Below are 22,260 nucleotides of genomic sequence, written 5' to 3' on the forward strand. Positions count from 1 at the left end.
GCGATTAGCCAACCTTTGCCGGGTATTGACGGCGTATCGGCATGGATACACCATCCGCGCGGCTTACGCTCGCCGTTGATGAATCACCGCTCGTACTTCCCGCTCCCCCGCGCCCCGTTCGCCCCGTCTGTTCGACTCTCGCGCCTGTGGCGCACCGCGCGCACCGCACAACCCCCGCGCACGTCACGCCTCGCGCGCCCCCTGTGCCTCGCCGGTGCCTGGCTCGCCACGCGCGCGCTGATGCTGTGGCTCCTCGCCCACAACAACGAGCGGCTCCTCGGACACGGCGCGGTCGCACGGGAGGTGTGGCGGCTGTACTTCCACTGGTACGGCGTGCTGTCGCAGGGCGCGTTCCCGGCGCACGACACGCTGTGGCAGTACCCGCCGGGCGCCGGCGCCGTGCTGCTGGCGCCGGGGCTGCTGCCCGGACTGAGCTACTTCCAGGCGTTCGTGGCGCTCACCCTGGCGACCGACGCGCTGATCACGGCCGCGCTCGTCCGCGCGGGCACCCGCCCCGGACGGACCCTGCTGGGCGCGGCCCTGTGGACCGGTGCCCTCCCCCTCCTGCTGCACCTGCCGCTCGCCCGCTACGACGTGGCGGTGACCGCCTTCGCGGTGCTCTCCCTGCTGGCGCTGGGCCGCGCCACGCGCGCGTGCGGCGCGCTCGCGGCACTCGGCGCGCTGGTGAAGGTGTGGCCCGCGCTGGTGCTGCTGGGCGTCGGACGCGGACGCACCACCCGCAGCGCGTGGACGTGGGCCGCCGCGACCGGCGCCGCGGTCCTGTCCGTCTTCCTGCTCTCCTTCCGCAACCCGCTGGCCTTCCTGCGCCAGCAGGGCGGCCGGGGTGTCCAGGTCGAGTCCCTCGGCGGCACCGCGCTCAGCCTCGCCCGGCACGCCGGCTGGCGGGGCACGACCCGCTACCGGTACGGGGCGATGGAGCTGGTCGGCCCGCACGTGCACGCGGTCGCGACCGCCTCCCTCGCGCTCACCGCCGCGGCCTTCGCGCTGCTGCTGCTGTGGCGGGTGCGGGCCCGCCGGTGGACCGAGGCCACCCCGTACGACGCGGCGCTGAGCGCGGTGCTCCTGTTCACCGTCACCAGCCGCGTGATCAGCCCCCAGTACCTGATCTGGCTGCTCGGCCTGACCGCCGTGTGCCTGACCTCCCGGCACACCACCCAGCGTCCGGTCGCCGCGCTGATCGTGACCGCGACCGCGCTCAGCTCGGTCGCCTACCCCACGTTCTACGCCGAGGTCGTGCACGGCACCTGGACCGGCTGCCTGCTGATGCTCGCCCGCAACGGCCTGCTGGCCGGCGCCGCCGTCCTCTCCCTCACCCGCCTGTGGCGCGCCACCCGCCGCCCGCGGACCGCCGTCCGCACCGCGCCCGGCCCGGCGCCGCGGCCCGGCCGTCCGCTGACGGCGGCCGCACCTGGTTCACTGAGGGGTGACCGCGGCTGACGACGCCACGGGCGGACTGACGGAGGGGACGGGCACGCATGACCTGGCTCATCACCGGCGGCGCCGGTTACATCGGGGCGCACGTCGTACGCGCGATGGCCGAGGCGGGCGAGCGGACGGTGGTGTACGACGACCTGTCCGCCGGCATCGCCGCGCGCGTGCCCGAGGACGTCCCGTTGGTGACGGGCTCCACGCTGGACGGGGAGAAGCTGGCGCGCGTGCTGGCCGAGCACGAGGTGACCGGCGTCGTCCACCTGGCGGCGAAGAAGCAGGTGGGCGAGTCGGTGGAGCGGCCCCTGCACTACTACCGGGAGAACGTGGAGGGCCTGCGGGTCCTGCTGGAGGCGGTGACGGAGGCGCGGGTCGGCTCCTTCGTGTTCTCCTCCTCCGCCGCGGTCTACGGCATGCCGGACGTGAAGCTGGTGACGGAGGAGACGCCGTGCGCGCCGATGTCGCCGTACGGCGAGACGAAGCTCGCGGGTGAGTGGCTGGTGCGGGCGACGGGCCGGGCCACCGGCCTGTCCACGGCGTCGCTGCGCTACTTCAACGTGGCCGGCGCCGCCCGCCCCGAACTCGCCGACACCGGTGTCTTCAACCTCGTGCCGATGGTCTTCGAGAAGCTCACCCAGGACGCCGCCCCGCACGTCTTCGGCGACGACTACCCGACGCCCGACGGCACCTGCGTGCGCGACTACATCCACGTGGTGGACCTGGCCGAGGCCCATGTGGCGGCGGCCCGCGCCCTCCAGGCCGGACCGGGCCGCGCGCTGACCCTGAACATCGGGAGCGGCGAGGGCGTCTCGGTCCGCGAGATGATCGACCGCATCAACGCGGTCACCGGTCACGACCGTCCGCCCACCGTCACCGCGCGCCGCCCCGGCGACCCGGCCCGCGTGGTCGCCTCCGCCGAGCGCGCCGCCGCGGAGCTGGGCTGGAAGGCCAGGCACGACGTCCAGGACATGATCACCTCGGCCTGGCAGGGCTGGCTGCGCCTCCACCCGGAGGCGGCCCGGACCTGATCCGCACCCGCCGGCGCCCTCAGGGCGCCGGCCTGCGGGCCCGCTTGAACTCCTCGGACAGGGCCCAGGCGTCCGCGACCGGGCCCATGTGGGCGAGCTTGTCGGGGTTGAGGACCAGGCGGATCGCCTGGATCCGGCCCTCGGCCACGTCCAGGGAGAGGGTCTGCAGGATCCCGCCGTCGCGGTCCCGGAAGATCGCGCCCGGCCGCCCGTTCACCTCGTGCTGCTCGCAGGTCACCTCGATCCGGAACATCACCGGCAGGACGGCGGCGAGCAGCCGCGCCACCCGCGGGGCGCCCAGGACCGTCCGGGCCAGCTGCGGGGCCTTGCCGCCGGCGTCGCCGACCAGGGTCACGTCGGCCGCGAGCAGGTCCCGCAGGCCGGCCAGGTCGCCTTCGTGGAGGGCCTCGAAGAAGCGTGCCGCCAGCTCCTCGCGCTCCGCGCGGTCCGCCTCGAAGCGCGGACGGCCCTCGGCCATGTGGCGCCGGGCCCGCACGGCGAGCTGGCGGCAGGCGGCCTCCGAGCGGCCCACCGCCGACGCGACCTCGGGGAACCCGAAGTCGAACACCTCGCGCAGGACGAAGACGGCCCGCTCCAGCGGGCTGAGCCGCTCCAGGAGCAGCAGCGCCGCCATCGAGACCGAGTCGGCCAGCTCCGCCGACCGTGCCGGGTCCTCGTAGGGGTCGGCGAGCAGCGGCTCGGGGAACCACGGGCCGACGTACTGCTCGCGCCGGACCCGGGCCGAGCGCAGCACGTCGATCGCGATCCGGGTGACCGCGGCCGACAGGAACGCCTTCGGCGACCTGACCTCCGTCGTCGAGCGCTCGAACCGCAGCCAGCTCTCCTGGACCGCGTCCTCCGCCTCGCCGACGCTGCCCAGGATCCGGTACGCGATCGAGAACAGCAGCGGCCGCAGCTCCTCGAACTCCTCGGCCTTGTTCGTGTCCATGACGCCTGCTCCCCCTCGGTGTCCGTGAACCGGCCGGTCAGAAGGACGCGGGACCGAACCGGCCCACCGCGACGACGAGCGCGAGCACGAGGTAGACCAGGTTCAGCGCCACGAACGCGGTCTCGCCGCGCCGGCCATGGGTGATCATCGCACCGGCCATCAGCAGAACCCAGGCCCCGGCCGTCACCGGTACCAGCACCGGTGCCACGCCGACGGCCGCCGGCAGCAGCAGACCCGCCGCCGCCAGCAGCTCCAGCACACCGAGCGTCTTGACGAAGCCGGTGCCCGCGTCCGCGGTCCAGCCTCCTCCGTGGGCCGCGGCCAGCTTCTCCCGGGGCACGAACGTCTTGCTGATCCCACCGGTCAGAGCCACCGCGGCGAGCAGCGCCGCGGCGATCCACAGGGCCAGGTTCATCGTCCACTCCTAGATCGAGGATGCCTGCGCCCCTGTGACGAGACGGCTTGGCCGCCTGTGACATCCCCGGCCGAGCGGTTCACAGCGCCTTGAGCGCCTCCGTGGTGCCACGGGCCAGTGCCGCCAGATACCCCTTCGGCAGCTTCGGGGTGCGGATCACCACCGAACGCCAGTACAGCGGGCCGGAGATCAGGTCCATGGCCAGGTCGTCGTCGAGGTTCGCGGCGAGTTCACCGCGCCGCTGGGCCGCCTCGATGATCTTGCTGGCGACGCCGTCCTGGCCCTCGCGCAGCGTCTTCTGCATGGCCTCGGCGATCTCCGGGTTGCGGGCCGCCTCGGCCTGGAGGTCCGGGATGATCTGCGAGGCGACCGGGTGGCGCAGCGCGCGGGAGGTGACCTCGTACAGGAGGCGCAGGTCGCCCTCCAGGGAGCCGGTGTCGGGGACCGGCAGGCCCAGCACCGCGAGGGCGGAGACGACGTCGAGGACGAGGTGCAGCTTGGAGCGCCAGCGGCGGTAGACGGCGGTCTTGCCGACGCCCGCGCGGCGCGCGATGCCCTCGATGGACATCCGGGCGTACCCGACCGCGGCGAGTTCCTCGAAGACGGCGGCCCGGATGGCCTCGGTCACGTCCTCGCGGAGGACGGCCGCCCCGGCGGGGGCTCGTCGGCGCGGACGCGTCTGGGGCTCCTCGGCGTTCGTCGTCATGCCACCCAGCATAGGGGCGTAACGACGAAACGGTTGCGTCCCGACGAGGCCCGCCACCCGTTCGCCTCAGGACCGCCGTTCTGAACGCCTCCCAGCTCACCGCCGTACCGAGAGCGGACCCGAGTGCTCGCGCGCAACGAATCGGTCGCGCCCGGACCTCGGGAGTGTCACGGCCCACACCGGCCCGTGACGACGAAACGGTTGCGTTCCGACGCCAACTCGGCCTACGCTCCCGTTGCGACGATACGGTCCCGTCCCGACGTAAGAAAACGTGAAGAGAAGCGTAAGCGAACGCCGGGTGACGGGACCGGTGTCCAGCCGGACGCCGCACCCCCACCCCCCGAGTGAAAGCAGCGGATGTGACCCAGGTTCTCCACACACCGCCCCCGACCCCGGTCACGGCCGAGGACGACCTCGCGGCACTCGCCGCCCGGCACGGACTCTCGGTCAGCGGCGCCCGTCCCACCCTGCCGCAGTACGTCGGCCAGTTGTGGGCCCGGCGGCACTTCATCACCGCGTTCGCCACCGCCAAGCTCACGGCCCAGTACGCCCAGGCGAAGCTCGGCCAGGTCTGGCAGATCATGACCCCGCTGCTGAACGCGGCGGTGTACTACTTCATCTTCGGCGTGCTGCTGGACACCAAGCGCAATGTGCCGGACTACATCCCGTTCCTGGTCACGGGCGTGTTCATCTGGACCTTCACGTCGAGCTCGATCATGACCGGCACCCGCGCGATCGCCGGCAACCTCGGCCTCGTCCGCGCCCTGCACTTCCCGCGGGCCGCACTGCCGATCTCCTTCTGCCTCCAGCAGCTCCAGCAGCTGCTGTTCTCGATGTGCGCCCTGATCGTCATCCTGCTCTGCTTCGGGGTGCCGGTCGCCGCCTCCTGGCTGCTGGCCATCCCCGCGCTGCTCCTCCAGTTCACCTTCAACACCGGCGTGTCGCTGATCATGGCCCGCATGGGCGCCAAGACCCCGGACATCTCCCAGCTGATGCCGTTCGTGCTGCGCACCTGGATGTACATCTCCGGCGTCATGTGGAGCATCGACAAGCTGACCGGCGGCCACAAGGGTCTGCCGAGCTGGGTGGCCCCGGTGCTCAAGGCCAACCCGTCCGCCGTCTACATCGACCTGATGCGCTTCTCCCTGATCGACAGCTTCCACGCGAGCCAGCTCCCCGCGCACGTGTGGGTCATCGCGACCGGCTGGGCCCTCGTCGCCGGCGTCGGCGGCTTCATCTACTTCTGGAAGGCTGAGGAGACGTACGGCCGTGGCTGAGAACATCAACGACACCCCGATCCCCACCGTCATCGCCGACCACGTCGACATCGTCTACCGGGTCAACGGCACCGGCGCCGGCCGCGGCTCCGCGACCGCGGCCCTCAACCGCATCATGCGCCGCAAGCACGCCGAGCAGGCGGCGGGCGTCCGCAAGGTGCACGCCGTCAAGGACGTCTCCTTCGTCGCCTACAAGGGCGAGGCGATCGGTCTCATCGGCAGCAACGGCTCCGGCAAGTCCACGCTCCTCAAGGCCGTCGCCGGCCTCCTCCCGGTGGAGAACGGCGCCATCTACACCGACGGGCAGCCCTCCCTCCTCGGCGTCAACGCGGCCCTGATGGGCGACCTGACCGGCGAGAAGAACGTCTACCTCGGCGGCCTCGCCATGGGCATGTCCCGCGAGGAGATCAAGGAGCGCTACCAGGAGATCGTCGACTTCTCCGGCATCAACGAGAAGGGCGACTTCATCACCCTGCCGATGCGCACGTACTCCTCCGGCATGGGCGCCCGCCTGCGGTTCTCCATCGCGGCGGCCAAGGACCACGACGTCCTGCTCATCGACGAGGCCCTGGCCACCGGTGACGCGTCCTTCCGCAAGCGTTCCGAGGAGCGCATCCGGGAGCTGCGCAAGCACGCCGGCACGGTGTTCCTGGTCAGCCACAACAACAAGTCCATCCGCGACACCTGCGAGCGGGTGCTGTGGCTGGAGCGCGGTGTGCTGCGCATGGACGGCCCGACCGAGGACGTCCTCACCGAGTACGAGGCCTTCTCCGGCGACAAGTCCGACAAGGCGAAGGCCAAGCCGAAGCCCAAGGCCGCGCCGCCGAAGCAGGCCGAGGCCCCGGACGCCTCCAAGGTCACCCAGCCTTCCTGAGGCCCGGCCTCCCGGAGCCCCGCCTCCGCGGGATCCGCACAGCGCAAAGGCGCCCCGAGCCGTCACCGGCCCGGGGCGCCTTTCGTGTCGTACGGCCCTCACGCCGTACGACCGCGTCTACACGTGCGTGCGCAGCAGCGTCCGCATCGTCCGCATGGCCACCGACAGGTTGGCCAGGTCGAAGGAGTCCGAGCCGCGGATCTCCTCCAGCGTGGTACGGGCCCGGCTCAGGATGGCGGCGTTCTTCTCCTCCCAGTCCTGGTAGCGCTGCTCGGGGCTGGCACTGCCGTCGCCCGCGGCGAGCACGTCGGCGGTGAGCATCGCGTGCGCCGCGTACAGGTCCTCGCGGATGGAGGCGCGGGCCATCGACTGCCAGCGGTCGTCCCGCGGCAGCTCGATGATCCGGTCCATCAGCTGGGTGACCCCGAGGCGGTCGGCGAGGTCGTAGTAGACCTCGGCGACCTCCAGCGGCTCCTTGCCCATCCGGTCGGCCACCGAGACGATGTCCAGCGCCGGGAAGGCCGAGGAGAAACCGGCCACCCGACTCGCCAGCTCGTCCGGGACACCGGCCGCGGACAGCTCGTCGTACACGTGCTGGTACCACTCCAGGTCCGCGCCGCGCAGCAGCTTGGGCAGCTGCTGCCAGACCTGCTCGACCCGCTCGGAGAAGAAGTCGACGTTCTCGAGCAGTTGGAGCGGCTGCGGACGGTTGTTGAGCAGCCAGCGGGTGCCGCGCTCCACCAGACGGCGGGAGTGCAGCCGGATCCGGGTCTGGACGGCCGCGTCGACCCTGTTGTCCAGCTCCTCGACCGCGTCCCAGACCGGCGCGGAACGGAAGATCGCACGCGCCGCGGTCTGCGCGCGGACGATCTCCTCCAGGGAGGCCCCGGTCTCCTCGCGCAGCCGGTGCAGGTAGGTCGTGCCACCGGTGTTGACCGTGTCGTTGACCAGGACCGTGGTCGTGATCTCGCGGCGCAGCGGGTGGGTGGCGAGCGCGGCGGCGAACCGGTCGCGCAGGGCGGTCGGGAAGTAGGCGTGCAGCAGACCGCTCAGGTACGGGTCGTCCGGCAGCGTGGTCGCCAGCAGTTCGTCGGCGACCGTGATCTTCGTGTACGCCAGCAGGACGGCCGTCTCCGGGCTGGTCAGACCCTGGCCGGAGCCCAGCCGCTCGCGGATCTGGCGGTCGGTGGGCAGGAACTCCAGGGCCCGGTCGAGGTGCCCCTCCCTGACCAGGTGGCGCAGGAACCGCTGCTGGGCGTGGAGCATGTCCTTGGACTGGGCCAGCGCGTTGGAGATCGCCACGTTCTGCGCGTAGTTGTTGCGCAGCACCAGGGAGCCGACCTCGTCGGTCATCTCGGCGAGCAGCTTGTTGCGCTGCTTGACCGTCATGTCGCCGTCCGCGACCACGCCGTTGAGCAGGATCTTGATGTTCACCTCGTGGTCGGAGGTGTCCACGCCGGCGCTGTTGTCGATGGCGTCGGTGTTGATCCTGCCGCCCTGGCGGGCGAACTCGATCCGGCCGAGCTGGGTCAGGCCCAGGTTGCCGCCCTCGCCGACGACCTTGACGCGCAGGTCGGCGCCGTCGACGCGGATGGCGTCGTTGGCCTTGTCGCCGACGTCCGCGTTGGACTCGGTCGACGCCTTGACGTAGGTGCCGATACCGCCGTTCCACAGCAGGTCGACCGGCGCCTCCAGGATCGCCTTCATCAGCTCGGCCGGGGTCAGCTTGCCGACCTTCTCCTCGATGCCGAGGGCCTCGCGGATGTGGCCGTTGACCTGGATCGCCTTGGCGCTGCGCGGGAAGATCCCGCCGCCCGCCGAGAGCAGTTCGGTGTTGTAGTCGGCCCAGCTGGAGCGGGGCAGGTCGAACAGGCGGCGGCGCTCGGCGTAGGAGGTGGCCGCGTCCGGGGTGGGGTCGATGAAGATGTGCCGGTGGTCGAAGGCGGCGACCAGGCGGATGTGCTCGCTGAGCAGCATGCCGTTGCCGAACACGTCACCGGACATGTCGCCGATGCCGACGACGGTGAAGTCCTCGGACTGCGTGTCGACGTCCAGTTCCCGGAAGTGCCGCTTCACGGACTCCCAGGCACCGCGCGCGGTGATGCCCATGCCCTTGTGGTCGTAGCCCGCGGAACCGCCGGAGGCGAAGGCGTCGCCGAGCCAGAAGTCGTAGCTGCCGGCGACCTCGTTGGCGATGTCGGAGAACGTCGCCGTGCCCTTGTCGGCCGCGACCACCAGGTAGGTGTCGTCCTCGTCGTGCCGGACCACGTCCTGCGGGGGCACGACCTCGCCGGCGACCATGTTGTCGGTGATGTCGAGCAGCGCCGAGATGAAGGTCTTGTAGCTGGCGATGCCCTCGGCCAGCCACGCGTCGCGGTCCTTCGCCGGGTCCGGCAGCTGCTTGGCGACGAACCCGCCCTTGGCGCCGACCGGCACGATGACGGTGTTCTTGACCATCTGCGCCTTGACCAGGCCGAGGATCTCGGTCCGGAAGTCCTCACGCCGGTCGGACCAGCGCAGCCCGCCGCGGGCGACCTTGCCGAAGCGCAGGTGCACACCCTCGACACGCGGCGAGTACACCCAGATCTCGAACGCCGGACGCGGCGCCGGGAGGTCCGGGATGGCCTGCGGGTCGAACTTCATGGAGACGTACGAGTGCGGGGTGCCGTCCGCCGTCTCCTGGAAGAAGTTGGTGCGCAGCGTCGCCTTGATGACGGTCAGGAAGGACCGCAGGATGCGGTCCTCGTCGAGGCTCGCCACCTGGTCGAGCGCCGCGTCCAGCTCCTCGTGGAGGGCGTCGGTGATCTCCAGGCCGGCCTTCTGCCGGTCCGGGGACATCCGGGCCTCGAACAGCGAGACGAGCAGCCGCGTGGTGTGGACGTTGTGGCGGAGCGTGGTCTCCATGTAGTCCTGGCTGAACGTGGAACCGGCCTGCCGCAGGTACTTGGCGTACGCCCGCAGCACCATCGCCTGCCGCCAGTTCAGCCCGGCGCTCAGCACCAGCGCGTTGAAGCCGTCGTTCTCCGCGAGGCCGGTCCAGGTCGCCGCGAACGCGTCCTGGAACCGCTCACGGCCGTCTTCGCCCAGGTAGTCGCCGTTGCTTCCGCCGGACACCTTCGGCATGCGCAGCCCGAAGTCGTAGATCCACGCGGTCGTCCGGTCCGAGCAGCGCAGCTCGTACGGCCGCTCGTCGATCACCTCGACGCCGAGCCGGTTGAGGACCGGCAGCACCGCGGACAGCGAGATCGCGGCGCCCTTGCGGTAGATCTTGAAGCGGCGCTCGCCGGGTGCGGCGCCCACCGGCTCGTAGAGGCTGAGCGCGAAGTCGTTGCCCGGCTCCTCGGTGAGCCGCTCCAGGTGCACCAGGTCGGCGACCGCGGCGCGCGGGGTGTGGTCGGCCTTGTAGCCCTCGGGGAACGAGTTGGTGTAGCGGCGCTGCAGTTCGGCCGCGCGCTCCTCGCCGCACTCGGCGTTGAGCGCCTCGGCGAAGCTGTCGGCCCAGGAGCGGGCCGCCTCGACCAGGCGGGCCTCGATGCGGTCCTTGTCGGCGTCCGACAGCTCGGACAGCTCGGTGCCCTGCGGGACCCGGACGACGAAGTGCAGCCGGGAGAGAATCGATTCGGTGTTCCAGGCGGTGAAGTCGACGCTGGTGCCGCCGAGCTCCTCCTTCAGGATGTCGATGATCCGCAGCCGGACGCCGGTCGTGTAGCGGTCCCGGGGCAGGTAGACGAGGGCCGAGTAGTAGCGGCCGTACTCGTCCTGGCGCAGGTAGAGGCGGAGCCGGCGGCGTTCCTGGAGGTAGAGGACGCTGGTGACGATCGATTCCAGCTCGGGGACCGGGGTCTGGAACAGCTCGTCGCGCGGGTAGGTCTCCATGATCTGGAGCAGGTCGCGGCCGTCGTGGCTGTGGGGCGAGAAGCCGGCCCGGGCGAGGACCTCGTCGACCTTGCGGCGGATGACCGGCACCCGGCGCACCGACTCGGTGTACGCGGCGGACGAGAACAGCCCGAGGAAGCGGCGCTCGCCGACCACGTTGCCGTCCGCGTCGAACTTCTTGACGCCGATGTAGTCCAGGTACGACGGCCGGTGCACGGTCGACCGGCTGTTCGCCTTGGTCAGGACGAGGAGCTTGTGCTCACGGGCCTTGGCGCGCGCGTCGGCCGGGAGCCGCTCGAAGGACGGGCTGACCGGGTGGCCCTCCTCGCCGGCGTGCGGCGGGTCGGAGCGCAGGATGCCGAGGCCGGTGCCGGGCACGGCGCCCAGGGAGTCGTCGTCGCGCAGCTGGTACTCGCGGAAGCCGAGGAAGGTGAAGTGGTCGTCGGCGAGCCAGCGCAGCAGCTCGCGGGCTTCCTCGGTCTCGTGGGCGGGCAGGTCCGTCGGCAGCGCCTCGGCCTCGATGCCGCCGGCGATCCGCAGGGCCGCCTCGCGCATCTTCTCCCAGTCCTCGACGGCCTCGCGGGCGTCGGAGAGGACCCGCAGCAGGTCGGCGGTGATCTGCTTGAGGTCGGCGCGATCGGTCTCGCGGTCGATCTCCACGTGGATCCAGGACTCGATGTGCCCGTCGTGCGGCAGCTCCTCGCCGGCGCCCGGGGCGGGCAGCATCTCGATCAGCTTGCCGGTGAGGTCGCGGCGGACCGCGAACTGCGGGTGGATCACGACGTGGATGCCGCGCCCCTGCCGGGTCAGCTCATTGGTGACCGAGTCGACGAGGAAGGGCATGTCGTCGGTGACGACCTCCACCACGGAGTGGCTGCAGGTCCACCCGTTCTCCTCGACGGACGGGGTGTGGACCCGGACGCTCGCGGTGCCCTGCGGGCGGGTCTCGGCAAGACGGAAGTGCGAGAGGGCCGCGCCGAAGACGTCGACCGGGTCGCGGTCGGCCAGGTCCTCCGGTGCGGTGTGCAGGTAGTAGCGCTGAAGGAACGCGAACACGGACTCCTGGTCCGCGGTCCCCGCCGTCCCCGTCGGTAGCCCCCCTGCCGGGCTGTTCTCAGCTACCCGGGCGGCCCGATCGAGCAGCTCGGCCTTGGCTTCGTCCAGCTTGGTCTGCATTGTCCTCTGGCTCCTGTCGCGCGCCATTGCGTGACGTAGAAGGAAGTACGGGCTCTTCCCCCTGCGGCTCGACGCCACGGCCGGGGTCTCCGGTCTGCTCCGACGCTATGCCGCAGGGTGAGACGAGCGGGGGGTATTCGGCCATTCTCGACATGCCCCAAGGGTGTGACGTGCCTCTCGGGGCCGTCGCCACCAGGGCCGTTCCGAGCGCCCTCCGCCCGCGAAGACCAGCGACCGCCGCCCGGTCACGGAGGTGTTCCGTGCTCGCCGGGCGCAGGGCAGGGGCATCGGTGCCCCCGCGAACTATCGCGCTGATCACGCCACCAAGGCTATCGCTCATCACCCGGGGGCCGTCATGAGCCGTATGTGTACAAAAGAGGGGGTGGAACTTTGACGTTCTGCACAGCGACGCGGCGCCTGCTTGACCGCGGGAGGCACCACGCGCCTCCCCGGCCGCTTCACGCCACCAGTCGCTGCGCCTCCTCGACCGCCTCCGCGAGCGAGTCCACGACCGGCACGCCGACCTCCTCAAGGCTCGCCCTGCCGTGCGACCCGCCGGTGTACAGCACCGCCTGCGCGCCCACGGCCCGCGCGGCCACCGCGTCGTCCGCCGCGTCCCCGATCACCACGGTCCGCCCGGGCCGCACCTCCCCCAGGGACCGCAGGTGGCGCACCATGTGCTCGGCCTTGCTGCCGCCGGACGGCCCGACGCGGCCCTCGACCCGGACGAAGTGCGGCTCGATCCCGAACCCGCGCACCAGCGGCACGAGCTCCTCGTGCACGTACATGCTCAGCAGCGACTGGCTGCCTCCCGCCGAACGCCAGCCGGCCAGCAGCTCGGCGGCCCCGTCGGTCAGCCCGCACAGGGCGCGGTGCTCGGCGTAGTACCGGTGGAAGATCTCGTCCATGGCCTCCCACTCGGCGTCGGTCGGCAGCCGCCCCATCAGCCGCTCGTAGAACTTAGGCACCGGCACGCAGTACAGCGCCCGGTACTGCTCCAGCGTGATCGGCGCGAGGCCCAGCTCGGCCGAGGCCGCGTTCGTCGCCCCGATGATCGCGTCGTTGTCGTGGAACAGCGTCCCGTTCCAGTCCCAGACGATGTGCGCGCTTTCGTGCTTCCCCATGCCGAAAACGCTACCCGCCACCGCCGACACTCAAGACCGGTGGAACATCGCCGCAGGTCACAGCCGTACGGCCGGGTTCAGCCGCCGAGGCCGACCAGGTTCGGGATCTCCTGCGTGGCGTACCAGAGCAGCTCGTGGTCCTCGGCGCCGTCCACGGTGAACTGCGCGTCGTCGTCCCCGCCGTCCGCCGCCGCCAGCGCCCCGGCCGCGGCCGTGACGTCCTCCTCGGCGTCGTCGGAGTCGACGTGCACCGCGGCCGCCTTGGCCAGCGCCACCGGCCCGGTCACCCGCACCTCGCCCAGTGCCGCCGGGTCGAGGCCGCGGTCCGGGTCGGCCGCCGCCGTGCCGTCGGGGACGTCCACGGCGACCACGACCCGGCGCCGCGGCGCGTCCCGGTCGGCCGCGAGCAGCCGCAGCGAGGCGAGCGCGGCCCGGTTGAGCGCGGCGTACTCCAGCTCCTCGATGTCGTCGGAGAGGTACCACTCGCGCAGCGCGGGCGTGACGGCGTAGGCGGCGAACGGACCGGTCCCCAGCTCGCCCGTCTTGTGGGCCTCGGCGAGCCCGGGGAGGGTCAGGGGGACGTAGACGCGCATGGGGGGCCGCTCTCTTCCGGGACTCTTCGACTGGCTCGGCTGGTGCCTCTCCCGGAGGTCCTGGCGGCCTCCCGGAGGGCCTCAAGGATACGTGCGGGCGTCCCCTTTCGGGTCCCGGGCACCGACGCCCGCACCGTCAACCCGGTGCCGCGCGATTCACCCGGTACCGCCGCCCGTCCCGAGGGTTTCCGGGCTCACCGATCACTCGGATAAGTGAATCCCGCGGGGCTCCCCGCATGGACGGTCACCGCCTTGCTGCCGCCGTCCCGGCCCCCGTACAAGATCCCCGACCGCAAGTTACCGCCCGGTACCCGCCGGGCCCGCCGAACGGGGTCTCCCATGAACAAGGTCATGACCAGGACCGCCCAGCTCCGCCCGGGCACCCGCCCGCCCGGCCGCCGCGACTCCCGCCGGCCCGGCGCGACCTCCCGCAGGCCGCTGACGCCTCCGGCGGCCCCGCCGGGCCCTCGCCCCACCGACCTCTTCGCGGAGCGCCTGCTGGCCGTCCTCAGCGGCCGCCGCCCCGTCCACTGGATGCTCCGGCACACGGCGGGACCCGCCTACGACGACCTGGCGCGCCTCGCCGCCCGCGGCCCGCTGCGCGCCCGCGGCACCGACCCCGTCGTCCACGACATCGGCTACTACGTGCCCCGGGCCGGCGCCCTGGAGGTCTTCGCCCGCATCGCGGCGGGCGACCAGCTGCGGGCCATGGCCTTCCGCCTGGAGCAGAGCCAGGACCTGCGCTGGCGCTGCACAGCGGTCGAACTGGGCGTCCCCCGCCCTCCGCACACCGACTAGGGCCGGCCCCTCGGCAGACGGGACGTTCGCGGCAAGCCCCAGGGCGCGCCGCCCCGCGGCAAGCCGAAGGGCCGGCCCCCCTGTGCGGGGTGGCCGGCCCTGGCCGGTGTCGCGGGTGCCGTCACTTCCTGCGGCGGCGGCTGCCCTTCGCCTGCTTGCGGCGCTCGGCGCGGGTGAGGCCGTCCGCCTCGGAGCGGGCCGGCTCGTCGTCGTAGTCGAAGTCGCCCTCGACGAGACCGCCCTCGCCGTCCACGGTGGCCGCGGAGAAGTGCATGCCCCGGCGCTGCGGCGCCTCCAGGCCCTTCGCGCGGATCTCGGGACGGGCGCCCGCCTGGGCCGGCACCGCGTCCTGGACGCCGTCCGCGGCCACCGCCGCGTCCTCGACCGGGACCTCCTCGACCTGCTGCTCGACCTGGACCTCCAGGTTGAACAGGTAGCCGACGGACTCCTCCTTGATGCCGTCCATCATGGCGGTGAACATGTCGAAGCCCTCGCGCTGGTACTCGACCAGCGGGTCCTTCTGGGCCATCGCGCGCAGGCCGATGCCCTCCTGGAGGTAGTCCATCTCGTAGAGGTGCTCGCGCCACTTGCGGTCGAGGACCGACAGCACGACCCGGCGCTCCAGCTCACGCATGATCTCGGAGCCGAGCTGCGCCTCCCGCGCCGCGTACTGGTCCTGGACGTCGTCCTTGATGGACTCGGAGATGTACTCGGCGGTCAGACCGGCACGGTCGCCGGCCGCCTCCTCCAGCTCCTCGATGGTCACCTTGACCGGGTAGAGCTGCTTGAAGGCGCCCCACAGCCGGTCGAGGTCCCAGTCCTCCGGGAAGCCCTCGGCGGTCTCCGCGCCGACGTACGCGTCGATCGTGTCGTCCATGAAGTGCTGGATCTGCTCCTGCAGGTCCTCGCCCTCCAGGACGCGGCGGCGCTCGCCGTAGATGACCTCACGCTGGCGGTTGAGCACCTCGTCGTACTTCAGGACGTTCTTGCGCGTCTCGAAGTTCTGCTGCTCGACCTGCGACTGCGCGGACGCGATCGCGCGGGTGACCATCTTGTTCTCGATCGGCACGTCGTCCGGCACGTTGGCCATGGACATCACGCGCTCGACCATCTGGGCCTTGAACAGGCGCATCAGGTCGTCACCGAGGGAGAGGTAGAAACGGGACTCGCCGGGGTCGCCCTGACGGCCGGAACGACCGCGCAGCTGGTTGTCGATCCGGCGCGACTCGTGCCGCTCGGTACCGAGGACGTACAGGCCGCCGAGGTCCTTGACCTCCTCGAACTCGGCCTTCACCGCGCGCTCGGCGTTCTCCAGGGCGGCGGGCAGGGCCTGCGCCCACTCCTCGATGTGCTCCTCGGGGTCGAGGCCGCGCTGGCGCAGCTCCGCCTCGGCGAGGTCGTCCGGGTTGCCGCCGAGCTTGATGTCGGTACCACGGCCGGCCATGTTGGTGGCCACCGTGACGGCGCCCCTGCGGCCGGCCTGCGCGACGATCGACGCCTCCCGCTCGTGGTGCTTGGCGTTGAGCACCTCGTGCTGGATGCCGCGCTTGGAGAGCTGCTGGGAGAGGTACTCCGACTTCTCGACGGAGGTCGTGCCGACCAGGATCGGCTGGCCCTTCTCGTGCTTCTCCGCGATGTCGTCGACGACCGCCTCGAACTTGGCGACCTCGGTGCGGTAGATGAGGTCGGACTGGTCCTTGCGGACCATCGGCCGGTTCGTCGGGATCGGGACCACGCCGAGCTTGTAGATCTGGTGGAACTCGGCGGCCTCGGTCATGGCCGTACCGGTCATGCCGGACAGGCCGGGCTGCTCCTTGCCGTTGTGGTCGTGGCGCTTGTAGAGGCGGAAGAAGTTCTGCAGGGTGATCGTGGCGAGGGTCTGGTTCTCGTCCTTGATGTCCACCCCTTCCTTCGCCTCGATCGCCTGGTGCATGCCCTCGTTGTAGCGGCGGCCGGCGAGGATACGGCCGGTGTGCTCGTCGACGATCATGACTTCGCCGTCCATGACGACGTAGTCCTTGTCCTTCTTGAAGAGCTCCTTCGCCTTGATGGCGTTGTTCAGGTAGCCCACCAGAGGCGTGTTCACCGACTCGTAGAGGTTGTCGATGCCCAGCCAGTCCTCGACCTTGGAGACGCCGGACTCGTGGATGGCGACCGTGCGCTTCTTCTCGTCGACCTCGTAGTCGCCGGTCTCCTCGATGCCCTTGAGCGGGTTGCCGGCCTCGCCCTTCTTGAGGCGCAGGACCAGCTTGGCGAAGTCGCCGTACCACTTGGTGGCCTGGTCGGCCGGGCCGGAGATGATCAGCGGCGTACGGGCCTCGTCGACCAGGATGGAGTCGACCTCGTCGACGATGGCGAAGTTGTGGCCGCGCTGGACGAGCTCGTCCTGGGCCCACGCCATGTTGTCGCGCAGGTAGTCGAAGCCGAACTCGTTGTTCGTGCCGTACGTGATGTCCGCCGCGTACTGCTCGCGGCGCTCGGCGGGCGACATGTTGGCCAGGATGCAGCCGACGTTCAGGCCCAGGAACTTGTGGACGCGGCCCATCATCTCGGAGTCGCGCTCGGCCAGGTAGTCGTTGACCGTGATCAGGTGGACGCCCTTGCCCGACAGCGCGTTGAGGTACGCGGGCAGGGTGCCGACGAGGGTCTTGCCCTCACCGGTCTTCATCTCGGCCACGTAGCCGAGGTGGAGGGCGGCGCCACCCATGATCTGCACGTCGTAGTGGCGCTGGCCGAGGGCGCGCTTGGCGGCCTCGCGGACGGTCGCGAACGCCTCGGGGAGCAGGTCGTCGAGGCTCTCTCCGTCGGCGTAGCGCTGCTTGTACTCATCGGTGAGGGCCCGCAGCTCGGCGTCGGAGAGGTCGACGAAGTCCTCTTCGATGGAGTTGACCTGGTCCGCGATGCGGTGCAGCTTGCGCAGGATCTTGCCTTCGCCTGCACGCATGATCTTCGAGAGGACGGACACGGGGGTTTGTCTCCTTGCCGATCGGGCCTGGGACGGTCGGTTTCGATTGGACGTACTGAGCAACGGCCATCGTATGCGAGGACCCGGCCGCGCCGGGAGGCCTGGCGGCCCGACGGCCGTCCGCCGCTTTTCCGAGGGCGCCGCGGGCCCCCTTCGGGTGACTCCTCCGGGTGGCCATTCGGTTGTGGGGGGGGGTGGTGCCGGATCGATTTCCGCTTTCTGACCGCTTCACAGGGGACAACGGCCGGGGCGGCCCGATAGTGCCGCATCCGCCGAGGATTTGCGCGAACCGTGATCGCGCGGCCACGGAACGCGAAATGCGTGGCGCGCCGGGTGCCGGGCCGCGCAGAATCGGCCGATGGAACCCGTCACGCTCACCACCGCCCGTCTGCTGCTGCGCACGGTCGGCCCGCGGGACACCGACGCGGTGTACGCGGCCGCCCAGGATCCGGCCATCCAGCGCTGGACGACCATCCCCTCGCCCTACCTCCCGGAGCATGCCCGGAGTTTCACCGAGCAGCTGGTCCCCGACGGCTGGTCGGCGGGTTCGATGTTCACCTTCGGCGTGTTCCTGCCGGCCGGGGAGCTGGCCGGGATGCTCGGCCTGACCATGCGCTCACCGGGCACGGCCGAGGTGGGTTTCTGGACCGCCGCGGAGCACCGCCGCCGCGGCTACATCAGCGAGGCCACCCGGACCGCCGCCCACTGGGCGTTCACGCAGCTGGCGATCGGCCGGGTCGAGTGGCGTGCCGAGGTGGGCAACCACGGCTCGCGCGCCGTCGCCGAACGTGCCGGGTTCACCGTCGAGGGCACCCTGCGCTCCGCCCTCGACAACAAGGGGGTGCGGCGCGACTGCTGGGTGGGCTCGCTGCTGCCGTCGGACCTGGGCCTGCCCTCGGCCGCGCCCTATCTGCCGGCCCCCTCGCAGGGCTGAGACCGGGAGTCTTTCCGCACTGTCAGTGCCACCCTCTATCGTCCGCTCCATGACGACCCTCCCGCGCCCCACCACCGTCCTGTCGGCGGACGACGCCCGCCGCATCGCCCTGCGGGCTCAGGGCTTCCTCGGTGCCCCCGACCGCCGCTCGGGCGTGCGGGGCGTGCTCCGCCACCTCGGCGCGGTCCAGCTCGACACCATCTCGGTCCTCGCCCGTTCCCACGAGCTCATCCCGTACGCCCGCCTCGGAGCCGTCGGGCGCAAGGCGGTCGACGCGGCCTACTGGACCGACACGCACGCGTTCGAGTACTGGTCGCACGCGGCCTGCATCCTGCCCGTCGAGGAGTGGCCGCACTTCGCCTTCCGCCGCCGCGCCTACCGCGACCGCCCGCACTGGAGCCACGACCTCCCCGACGGCGTCTACGACCAGGTCATCAAGCAGCTGCGCACCGAAGGCCCGCTGACCGCGACGGAGTTGGGCGGCGCGAAGAAGACCAGCGAGTGGTGGGACTGGTCCGGCACCAAGGTCGCCGTGGAGCGCGCCCTGATGTACGGCGAGGTGGTGTGCGTCCAGCGGCGCGGCTGGAAGCGGGTGTACGACCTCGCCGAGCGCGCCGTCCCGAGCGCGCTGCTCCACGACGACCTGGACGACACCGAGTGCCTGCGCCGTCTGGTCGGGCTGGCCGGGCAGTCGCTGGGTGTCGGCACGCGCGCCGACATCGCCGACTACCACCGGCTCAAGGGCGAGCAGGTCGACGCGGTGATCGCCGATTCGGGGCTGGTGCCGGTGGAGGTGGAGGGCTGGTCCAAGCCGGCCTGGGCGGACCCGGCGGCCCTGGCCGCTCCGGCGCGCGGCCGGCACCGGACGACGCTGCTCTCGCCCTTCGACTCGCTGATCTGGGACCGGGCGCGCACGGAGCGGATCTTCGGATTCACCCACCGCCTGGAGGCGTACGTCCCGAAGCCGAAGCGGGTGTACGGCTACTACGCGATGCCGGTGCTGGCCGGCGGCCGTCTGGTGGGCCGGGTGGATCCGGCGCGTGAGGCGGGCGGTGTGCTGGTGGCACGGCAGGTGGCGCTGGACACGCCGAAGGCGGTTCCGGCGGTGGCCGAGGCCCTGGTCGAGGCGGCGAGCTGGGTGGACTGCACGACCGTGCGGGTGGAGCGGGTGGACGCACCGGAACTGCGGGAGCCGCTCGTCCGGGAGGTCAGCCGCGCGCTGATGGCCGCGCTGCGCTGACCGGTCCCGGAGGTCTCAGCGGATCTCCAGGATCTTCTCCCGCATCGCGTAGACCACGGCCTCCATCCTGGAGTGCAGCTGCAGCTTCTCCAGGATGTTGCGCACGTGGTTCTTCACGGTGTTCTCGGAGATGAACAACTCCTTCGCGATATCGCGGTTGTTCATGCCCGTGGCGACGAGTTTGAGGACTTCGAGTTCGCGGTCGGTGAGCCGTGGCGCCGGGACCAGCCGGCGCTCGTCGGTGCGCTGGATCATCGACTTGAACTCGGTGAGGAGTTTCGACGCCATGGACGGGCTGATCTGCGACTGCCCGTCGGCCACGGCGCGAATGGCGGTGGCCACCTCGTCGGTGGAGATCTCCTTGAGGAGATATCCGGTCGCGCCCGCCTTGATCGCCTCGTAGAGATCGGCTTCCTCGTCGCTGATCGTCAACATGATGATCTTCGCGCTGGGCGCGACCTCCTTGATGGAGGTGCAGGCCTCGATGCCTCCGCGCTTGGGCATCCGGACGTCCATCAGCACGATGTCCGGCAGCAGGTCGGCGGCCTTGTCCACGGCCTCGGCGCCGTCGCCCGCCTCGCCGACGACCTGGATGTCCTCCTCGGCGGCGAGCACGATCTCCAGGCCGCGGCGGAAGAGCGCATGGTCGTCCACGACAAGGACTCTGATGGGTTCCTTGCGCGCTGTGCCCTCCGTGTCCGGGCCCAGGCCGGTGACGCCGTCGCCGGCATCGTCCCGCAACGGTCCGAAGCTGTCCGCCATCGTTCCTCCCCCTGAAGGCTGTGGCCTGTGGTGCTGTGCCATCGCCAACCCAAGGCAGCGGCCCACCGGTTGGACCGTTGCGGCCATGATTCCATGCCTGGGCGGCAACGCGGAGACAGAGCGGGGCGCGAAGTGGTCGCACACCGGTGCCCCTGGGGCGCACGCACGCTTCCAGGGGCACCGGCTCAGCTACCGGGCGGGCGGGTCAGCCGCCCAGTGTGCCTCCCGCCGCCGGGGGTTGCGCCTGGGCGACCATCGGGTCGGTGCTCAGGTGGATGACGCCGTAGTCGTACGCGTGTCGCCGGTAGACGACGCTCGGCTCCTTGGTCTCGGAGTCGACGAACAGGTAGAAGTCGTGTCCGACCAGTTCCATCTCGTACAGGGCCTGGTCGAGGCTCATCGGTGAGGCGACGTGGGTCTTCTCGCGGACGATGAGGGGGCCTTCGCCCTTCACCTCCAGGGAGCCCATCTTCTTGGTGGGCACGCCGTCGGGCTCTTCCGCCGGGACGGGGACGCCGTTCCCGTTGAGGGTCGCCGCGTCCGGGACGTGGTCGGCGACTTCGGCGGCCGGGATCCGCTGGGCGCCACGACGGGAGTACCGCTTGTCGTGCTGCTTGCGCAGCCGCGCGTCCAGCTTCTCCGCCGCCAGGTCGAGTGCCGCGTACGGGTCGCTGGCCGCTGCCTCCGCCCGGATCACCGGACCGCGGGAGCGGAGCGTGATCTCCACCCGGTCGCAACGGTCCGCCTGTCGGGGGTTGGGCTCCTTGGACACCTCGACGTCGAGGCTGATCACCTTGCCGTCGAGCTTCTGGATCTTCTCCAGCTTCAGCTTCTCGGCCACGTGCTTGCGGAACCGCTCGGGCACCTCGGTCTTGCGGCCCTTGACGACGATGTCCACGCAGAACTCCGTTCCCGGAGCGCTCCGCTCCTCTGGCGGAGCATCTCCCTTTTTGCACCCGACTCCGGGGAACCCCGGAGCCTCGGACTCGGCGACTTCACCTCCTCCTCCCCCATGGGCAAGATCTGCACCCCAGCACCGCGATGATTACGGAAAACACGCGGCACGGCATTCGGATTCGGGAGCCACGGCCTGCGGCTTTCTCCCTCACAACCGAACATATCTCGCCCGGACGGATGTCGTCACCCTCTACTGATGCGTACCTCCATTCAGGTGAATTGGCCCGGTCACTACCTGCAACGATGAGCGTTAGCAGTCAGTTCCGGTTCATTTCGAAAGAATCCGGTGCGGCTGCGATCACGGCCGCGCGGATCGGCCACGCGGGGGCGTTCCCCTCGGCGATTCCCGGTGCGTCCCGTGTCCACTTCGCTCGTTCTTCCCTCGGTCCGGCGGTCCGTTCCTCCCTACCTTCCCAAGCCGCGCGCCGATACACAGCCGTTGTCTCTTCTCCTGCCCCTTCCGGCCCCGTCCTCTCCCGTACCGCACGTGCCGCTTCGGCGAGGGTGGCGCCGGTCGTGACGAGGTCGTCGACGAGGACGACCCGGCCGCCCGCGAGGAGCCGGGCACCGCCGGCCACGACCTCCAGCGCGCCGTCGATGTTCGCCAGCCGCTGCCGGGAGTTGAGCCCCGACTGGTCGGCGACGGCCCGCCGCTGCCGGAGCACCGGGACCACCCGCGCCGGGACTCCGGTGCGCCGCAGCTCCGCGGCCGCCGCGAGGGCGATCCGCCGCACCGGATCGTGTCCCCGCGCCCGCACGGCCCACGGCGCGGAGGGCACCGGCACGAGAAGCGCGGGGCCGATGCCGGGGCGCCCGGCGCGCACCACTCCCGCGAGGGCCGCACCGAGCGCCCCCGCGAGCGCCAACGCGCCCCGCTCCTTGTGGGCGAGGAGAACCGCCCGCACCTCGTCCGCGTAGGCCGCCGCCGCGTACACCGCCGGCAGCCCACGCGGCTCCGGCACCGGTCGCACCCGGCGCGGTACGGCCCCGCTCAGGGCGGCACGGCACTCGGGACAGAGCACCGTGCGAGGCGTCCCACAGCCTCCGCACTCGGCCGGGAGCACCAGGTCGGTGAGGTCCTGCCACCACCCCCGCATGACCCCACTGTGCCCACACCCGGCCGCGGCGGCCACCCCT

At 71.3% G+C, this 22,260-nt stretch carries 17 protein-coding genes; 7 read left to right on the forward strand and 10 right to left on the reverse strand.

Features of this window, described 5'->3' with window-relative positions; translation table 11 throughout:
* The first annotated feature begins 240 nt into the window (after positions 1-240).
* Together ACIQOE_RS06930 and galE are read left to right on the forward strand one after the other, a co-directional pair.
* Positions 241-1,458 (forward strand): glycosyltransferase 87 family protein, encoded by a 1,218-nt coding sequence (locus ACIQOE_RS06930; RefSeq protein WP_401410129.1) that lies wholly within the window; start codon positions 241-243, stop codon positions 1,456-1,458.
* A gap of 38 nt (positions 1,459-1,496) precedes the next feature.
* Positions 1,497-2,477 (forward strand): UDP-glucose 4-epimerase GalE, encoded by a 981-nt coding sequence (gene galE, locus ACIQOE_RS06935; RefSeq protein ID WP_401410032.1) that lies wholly within the window; start codon positions 1,497-1,499, stop codon positions 2,475-2,477.
* A gap of 19 nt (positions 2,478-2,496) precedes the next feature.
* Here the strand turns inward: galE and ACIQOE_RS06940 are convergent, their stop codons facing one another.
* From ACIQOE_RS06940 to ACIQOE_RS06950, 3 genes are all read right to left on the reverse strand, one after another.
* Positions 2,497-3,426 carry an RNA polymerase sigma-70 factor gene (locus ACIQOE_RS06940; protein WP_351322878.1) on the reverse strand — a complete coding sequence of 310 codons (930 nt, stop codon included), beginning with the start codon at positions 3,424-3,426 and terminating at the stop codon, positions 2,497-2,499.
* A 37-nt stretch (positions 3,427-3,463) separates the two neighbouring features.
* Positions 3,464-3,841: a DoxX family protein gene (locus tag ACIQOE_RS06945; protein ID WP_362644217.1), complete on the reverse strand. Its 378-nt coding sequence runs from the start codon at positions 3,839-3,841 to the stop codon at positions 3,464-3,466.
* Between the two features lie 79 nt (positions 3,842-3,920).
* On the reverse strand, positions 3,921-4,547 hold the full coding sequence (locus ACIQOE_RS06950; RefSeq protein ID WP_351322876.1) for a TetR/AcrR family transcriptional regulator: 627 nt from the start codon (positions 4,545-4,547) through the stop codon (positions 3,921-3,923).
* Between the two features lie 359 nt (positions 4,548-4,906).
* On the opposite strand from ACIQOE_RS06950, the gene ACIQOE_RS06955 reads away from it, so the two are divergent.
* Complete coding sequence (locus tag ACIQOE_RS06955; protein WP_351322875.1) at positions 4,907-5,824, forward strand: ABC transporter permease; 918 nt, start codon at positions 4,907-4,909, stop codon at positions 5,822-5,824.
* Positions 5,817-6,698 carry an ABC transporter ATP-binding protein gene (locus ACIQOE_RS06960; protein WP_351322874.1) on the forward strand — a complete coding sequence of 294 codons (882 nt, stop codon included), beginning with the start codon at positions 5,817-5,819 and terminating at the stop codon, positions 6,696-6,698. Before ACIQOE_RS06955 ends, ACIQOE_RS06960 begins: the two co-directional genes overlap by 8 nt.
* A gap of 117 nt (positions 6,699-6,815) precedes the next feature.
* On the opposite strand, the gene ACIQOE_RS06965 is transcribed toward ACIQOE_RS06960, so the two are convergent.
* The 3 genes from ACIQOE_RS06965 to ACIQOE_RS06975 form a co-directional block, all read right to left on the reverse strand.
* Entirely contained in the window at positions 6,816-11,750 is a 4,935-nt protein-coding gene (locus tag ACIQOE_RS06965; protein WP_401410035.1) for an NAD-glutamate dehydrogenase, read from the reverse strand.
* Positions 11,751-12,208: 458 nt separating this feature from the next.
* A complete protein-coding gene (locus ACIQOE_RS06970; protein WP_362167840.1) occupies positions 12,209-12,874 on the reverse strand; it encodes an HAD family hydrolase in 666 nt (221 codons plus the stop codon).
* Between the two features lie 77 nt (positions 12,875-12,951).
* Positions 12,952-13,467, reverse strand: coding sequence for a DUF6912 family protein (locus ACIQOE_RS06975; protein ID WP_401410037.1), 516 nt, complete (start codon positions 13,465-13,467; stop codon positions 12,952-12,954).
* 339 nt (positions 13,468-13,806) lie between these two features.
* Between ACIQOE_RS06975 and ACIQOE_RS06980 the strand changes: the two genes are divergently transcribed.
* Complete coding sequence (locus ACIQOE_RS06980; protein ID WP_362644222.1) at positions 13,807-14,265, forward strand: Rv3235 family protein; 459 nt, start codon at positions 13,807-13,809, stop codon at positions 14,263-14,265.
* Positions 14,266-14,386: 121 nt separating this feature from the next.
* Here ACIQOE_RS06980 and secA read toward each other — a convergent pair whose 3' ends face one another.
* Positions 14,387-17,230 carry a preprotein translocase subunit SecA gene (secA, locus tag ACIQOE_RS06985; protein ID WP_351322867.1) on the reverse strand — a complete coding sequence of 948 codons (2,844 nt, stop codon included), beginning with the start codon at positions 17,228-17,230 and terminating at the stop codon, positions 14,387-14,389.
* Between the two features lie 358 nt (positions 17,231-17,588).
* Between secA and ACIQOE_RS06990 the strand changes: the two genes are divergently transcribed.
* Together ACIQOE_RS06990 and ACIQOE_RS06995 are read left to right on the forward strand one after the other, a co-directional pair.
* Complete coding sequence (locus ACIQOE_RS06990) at positions 17,589-18,164, forward strand: GNAT family N-acetyltransferase (protein WP_401410040.1); 576 nt, start codon at positions 17,589-17,591, stop codon at positions 18,162-18,164.
* A 49-nt stretch (positions 18,165-18,213) separates the two neighbouring features.
* A complete protein-coding gene (locus ACIQOE_RS06995) occupies positions 18,214-19,404 on the forward strand; it encodes a DNA glycosylase AlkZ-like family protein (protein ID WP_351322865.1) in 1,191 nt (396 codons plus the stop codon).
* A 15-nt stretch (positions 19,405-19,419) separates the two neighbouring features.
* On the opposite strand, the gene ACIQOE_RS07000 is transcribed toward ACIQOE_RS06995, so the two are convergent.
* From ACIQOE_RS07000 to ACIQOE_RS07010, 3 genes are all read right to left on the reverse strand, one after another.
* Positions 19,420-20,166 (reverse strand): response regulator transcription factor, encoded by a 747-nt coding sequence (locus ACIQOE_RS07000; RefSeq protein WP_351322864.1) that lies wholly within the window; start codon positions 20,164-20,166, stop codon positions 19,420-19,422.
* A gap of 205 nt (positions 20,167-20,371) precedes the next feature.
* Positions 20,372-21,064: a ribosome hibernation-promoting factor, HPF/YfiA family gene (gene hpf / locus ACIQOE_RS07005; protein WP_351322863.1), complete on the reverse strand. Its 693-nt coding sequence runs from the start codon at positions 21,062-21,064 to the stop codon at positions 20,372-20,374.
* Positions 21,065-21,380: 316 nt separating this feature from the next.
* Positions 21,381-22,220: a phosphoribosyltransferase family protein gene (locus ACIQOE_RS07010; protein WP_401410043.1), complete on the reverse strand. Its 840-nt coding sequence runs from the start codon at positions 22,218-22,220 to the stop codon at positions 21,381-21,383.
* Between the last annotated feature and the right edge of the window lie 40 nt (positions 22,221-22,260).

The sequence above is a fragment of the Streptomyces sp. NPDC091282 genome, from assembly GCF_044757385.1.
GTDB classification, from domain to species: Bacteria; Actinomycetota; Actinomycetes; order Streptomycetales; family Streptomycetaceae; genus Streptomyces; species Streptomyces gramineus.

Bases quoted from the DNA above. Each gene is read 5' to 3' on its own strand.
- ACIQOE_RS06930 (WP_401410129.1), top strand. From the start codon at position 241: ATGCTGTGGCTCCTCGCCCACAACAACGAGCGGCTCCTCGGACACGGC.
- galE (WP_401410032.1), top strand. From the start codon at position 1,497: ATGACCTGGCTCATCACCGGCGGCGCCGGTTACATCGGGGCGCACGTC.
- ACIQOE_RS06940 (WP_351322878.1), bottom strand. From the start codon at position 3,426: ATGGACACGAACAAGGCCGAGGAGTTCGAGGAGCTGCGGCCGCTGCTG.
- ACIQOE_RS06945 (WP_362644217.1), bottom strand. From the start codon at position 3,841: ATGAACCTGGCCCTGTGGATCGCCGCGGCGCTGCTCGCCGCGGTGGCT.
- ACIQOE_RS06950 (WP_351322876.1), bottom strand. From the start codon at position 4,547: ATGACGACGAACGCCGAGGAGCCCCAGACGCGTCCGCGCCGACGAGCC.
- ACIQOE_RS06965 (WP_401410035.1), bottom strand. From the start codon at position 11,750: ATGCAGACCAAGCTGGACGAAGCCAAGGCCGAGCTGCTCGATCGGGCC.
- ACIQOE_RS06970 (WP_362167840.1), bottom strand. From the start codon at position 12,874: ATGGGGAAGCACGAAAGCGCGCACATCGTCTGGGACTGGAACGGGACG.
- ACIQOE_RS06975 (WP_401410037.1), bottom strand. From the start codon at position 13,467: ATGCGCGTCTACGTCCCCCTGACCCTCCCCGGGCTCGCCGAGGCCCAC.
- ACIQOE_RS06980 (WP_362644222.1), top strand. From the start codon at position 13,807: ATGAACAAGGTCATGACCAGGACCGCCCAGCTCCGCCCGGGCACCCGC.
- ACIQOE_RS06990 (WP_401410040.1), top strand. From the start codon at position 17,589: ATGGAACCCGTCACGCTCACCACCGCCCGTCTGCTGCTGCGCACGGTC.
- ACIQOE_RS06995 (WP_351322865.1), top strand. From the start codon at position 18,214: ATGACGACCCTCCCGCGCCCCACCACCGTCCTGTCGGCGGACGACGCC.
- ACIQOE_RS07000 (WP_351322864.1), bottom strand. From the start codon at position 20,166: ATGGCGGACAGCTTCGGACCGTTGCGGGACGATGCCGGCGACGGCGTC.
- ACIQOE_RS07010 (WP_401410043.1), bottom strand. From the start codon at position 22,220: ATGCGGGGGTGGTGGCAGGACCTCACCGACCTGGTGCTCCCGGCCGAG.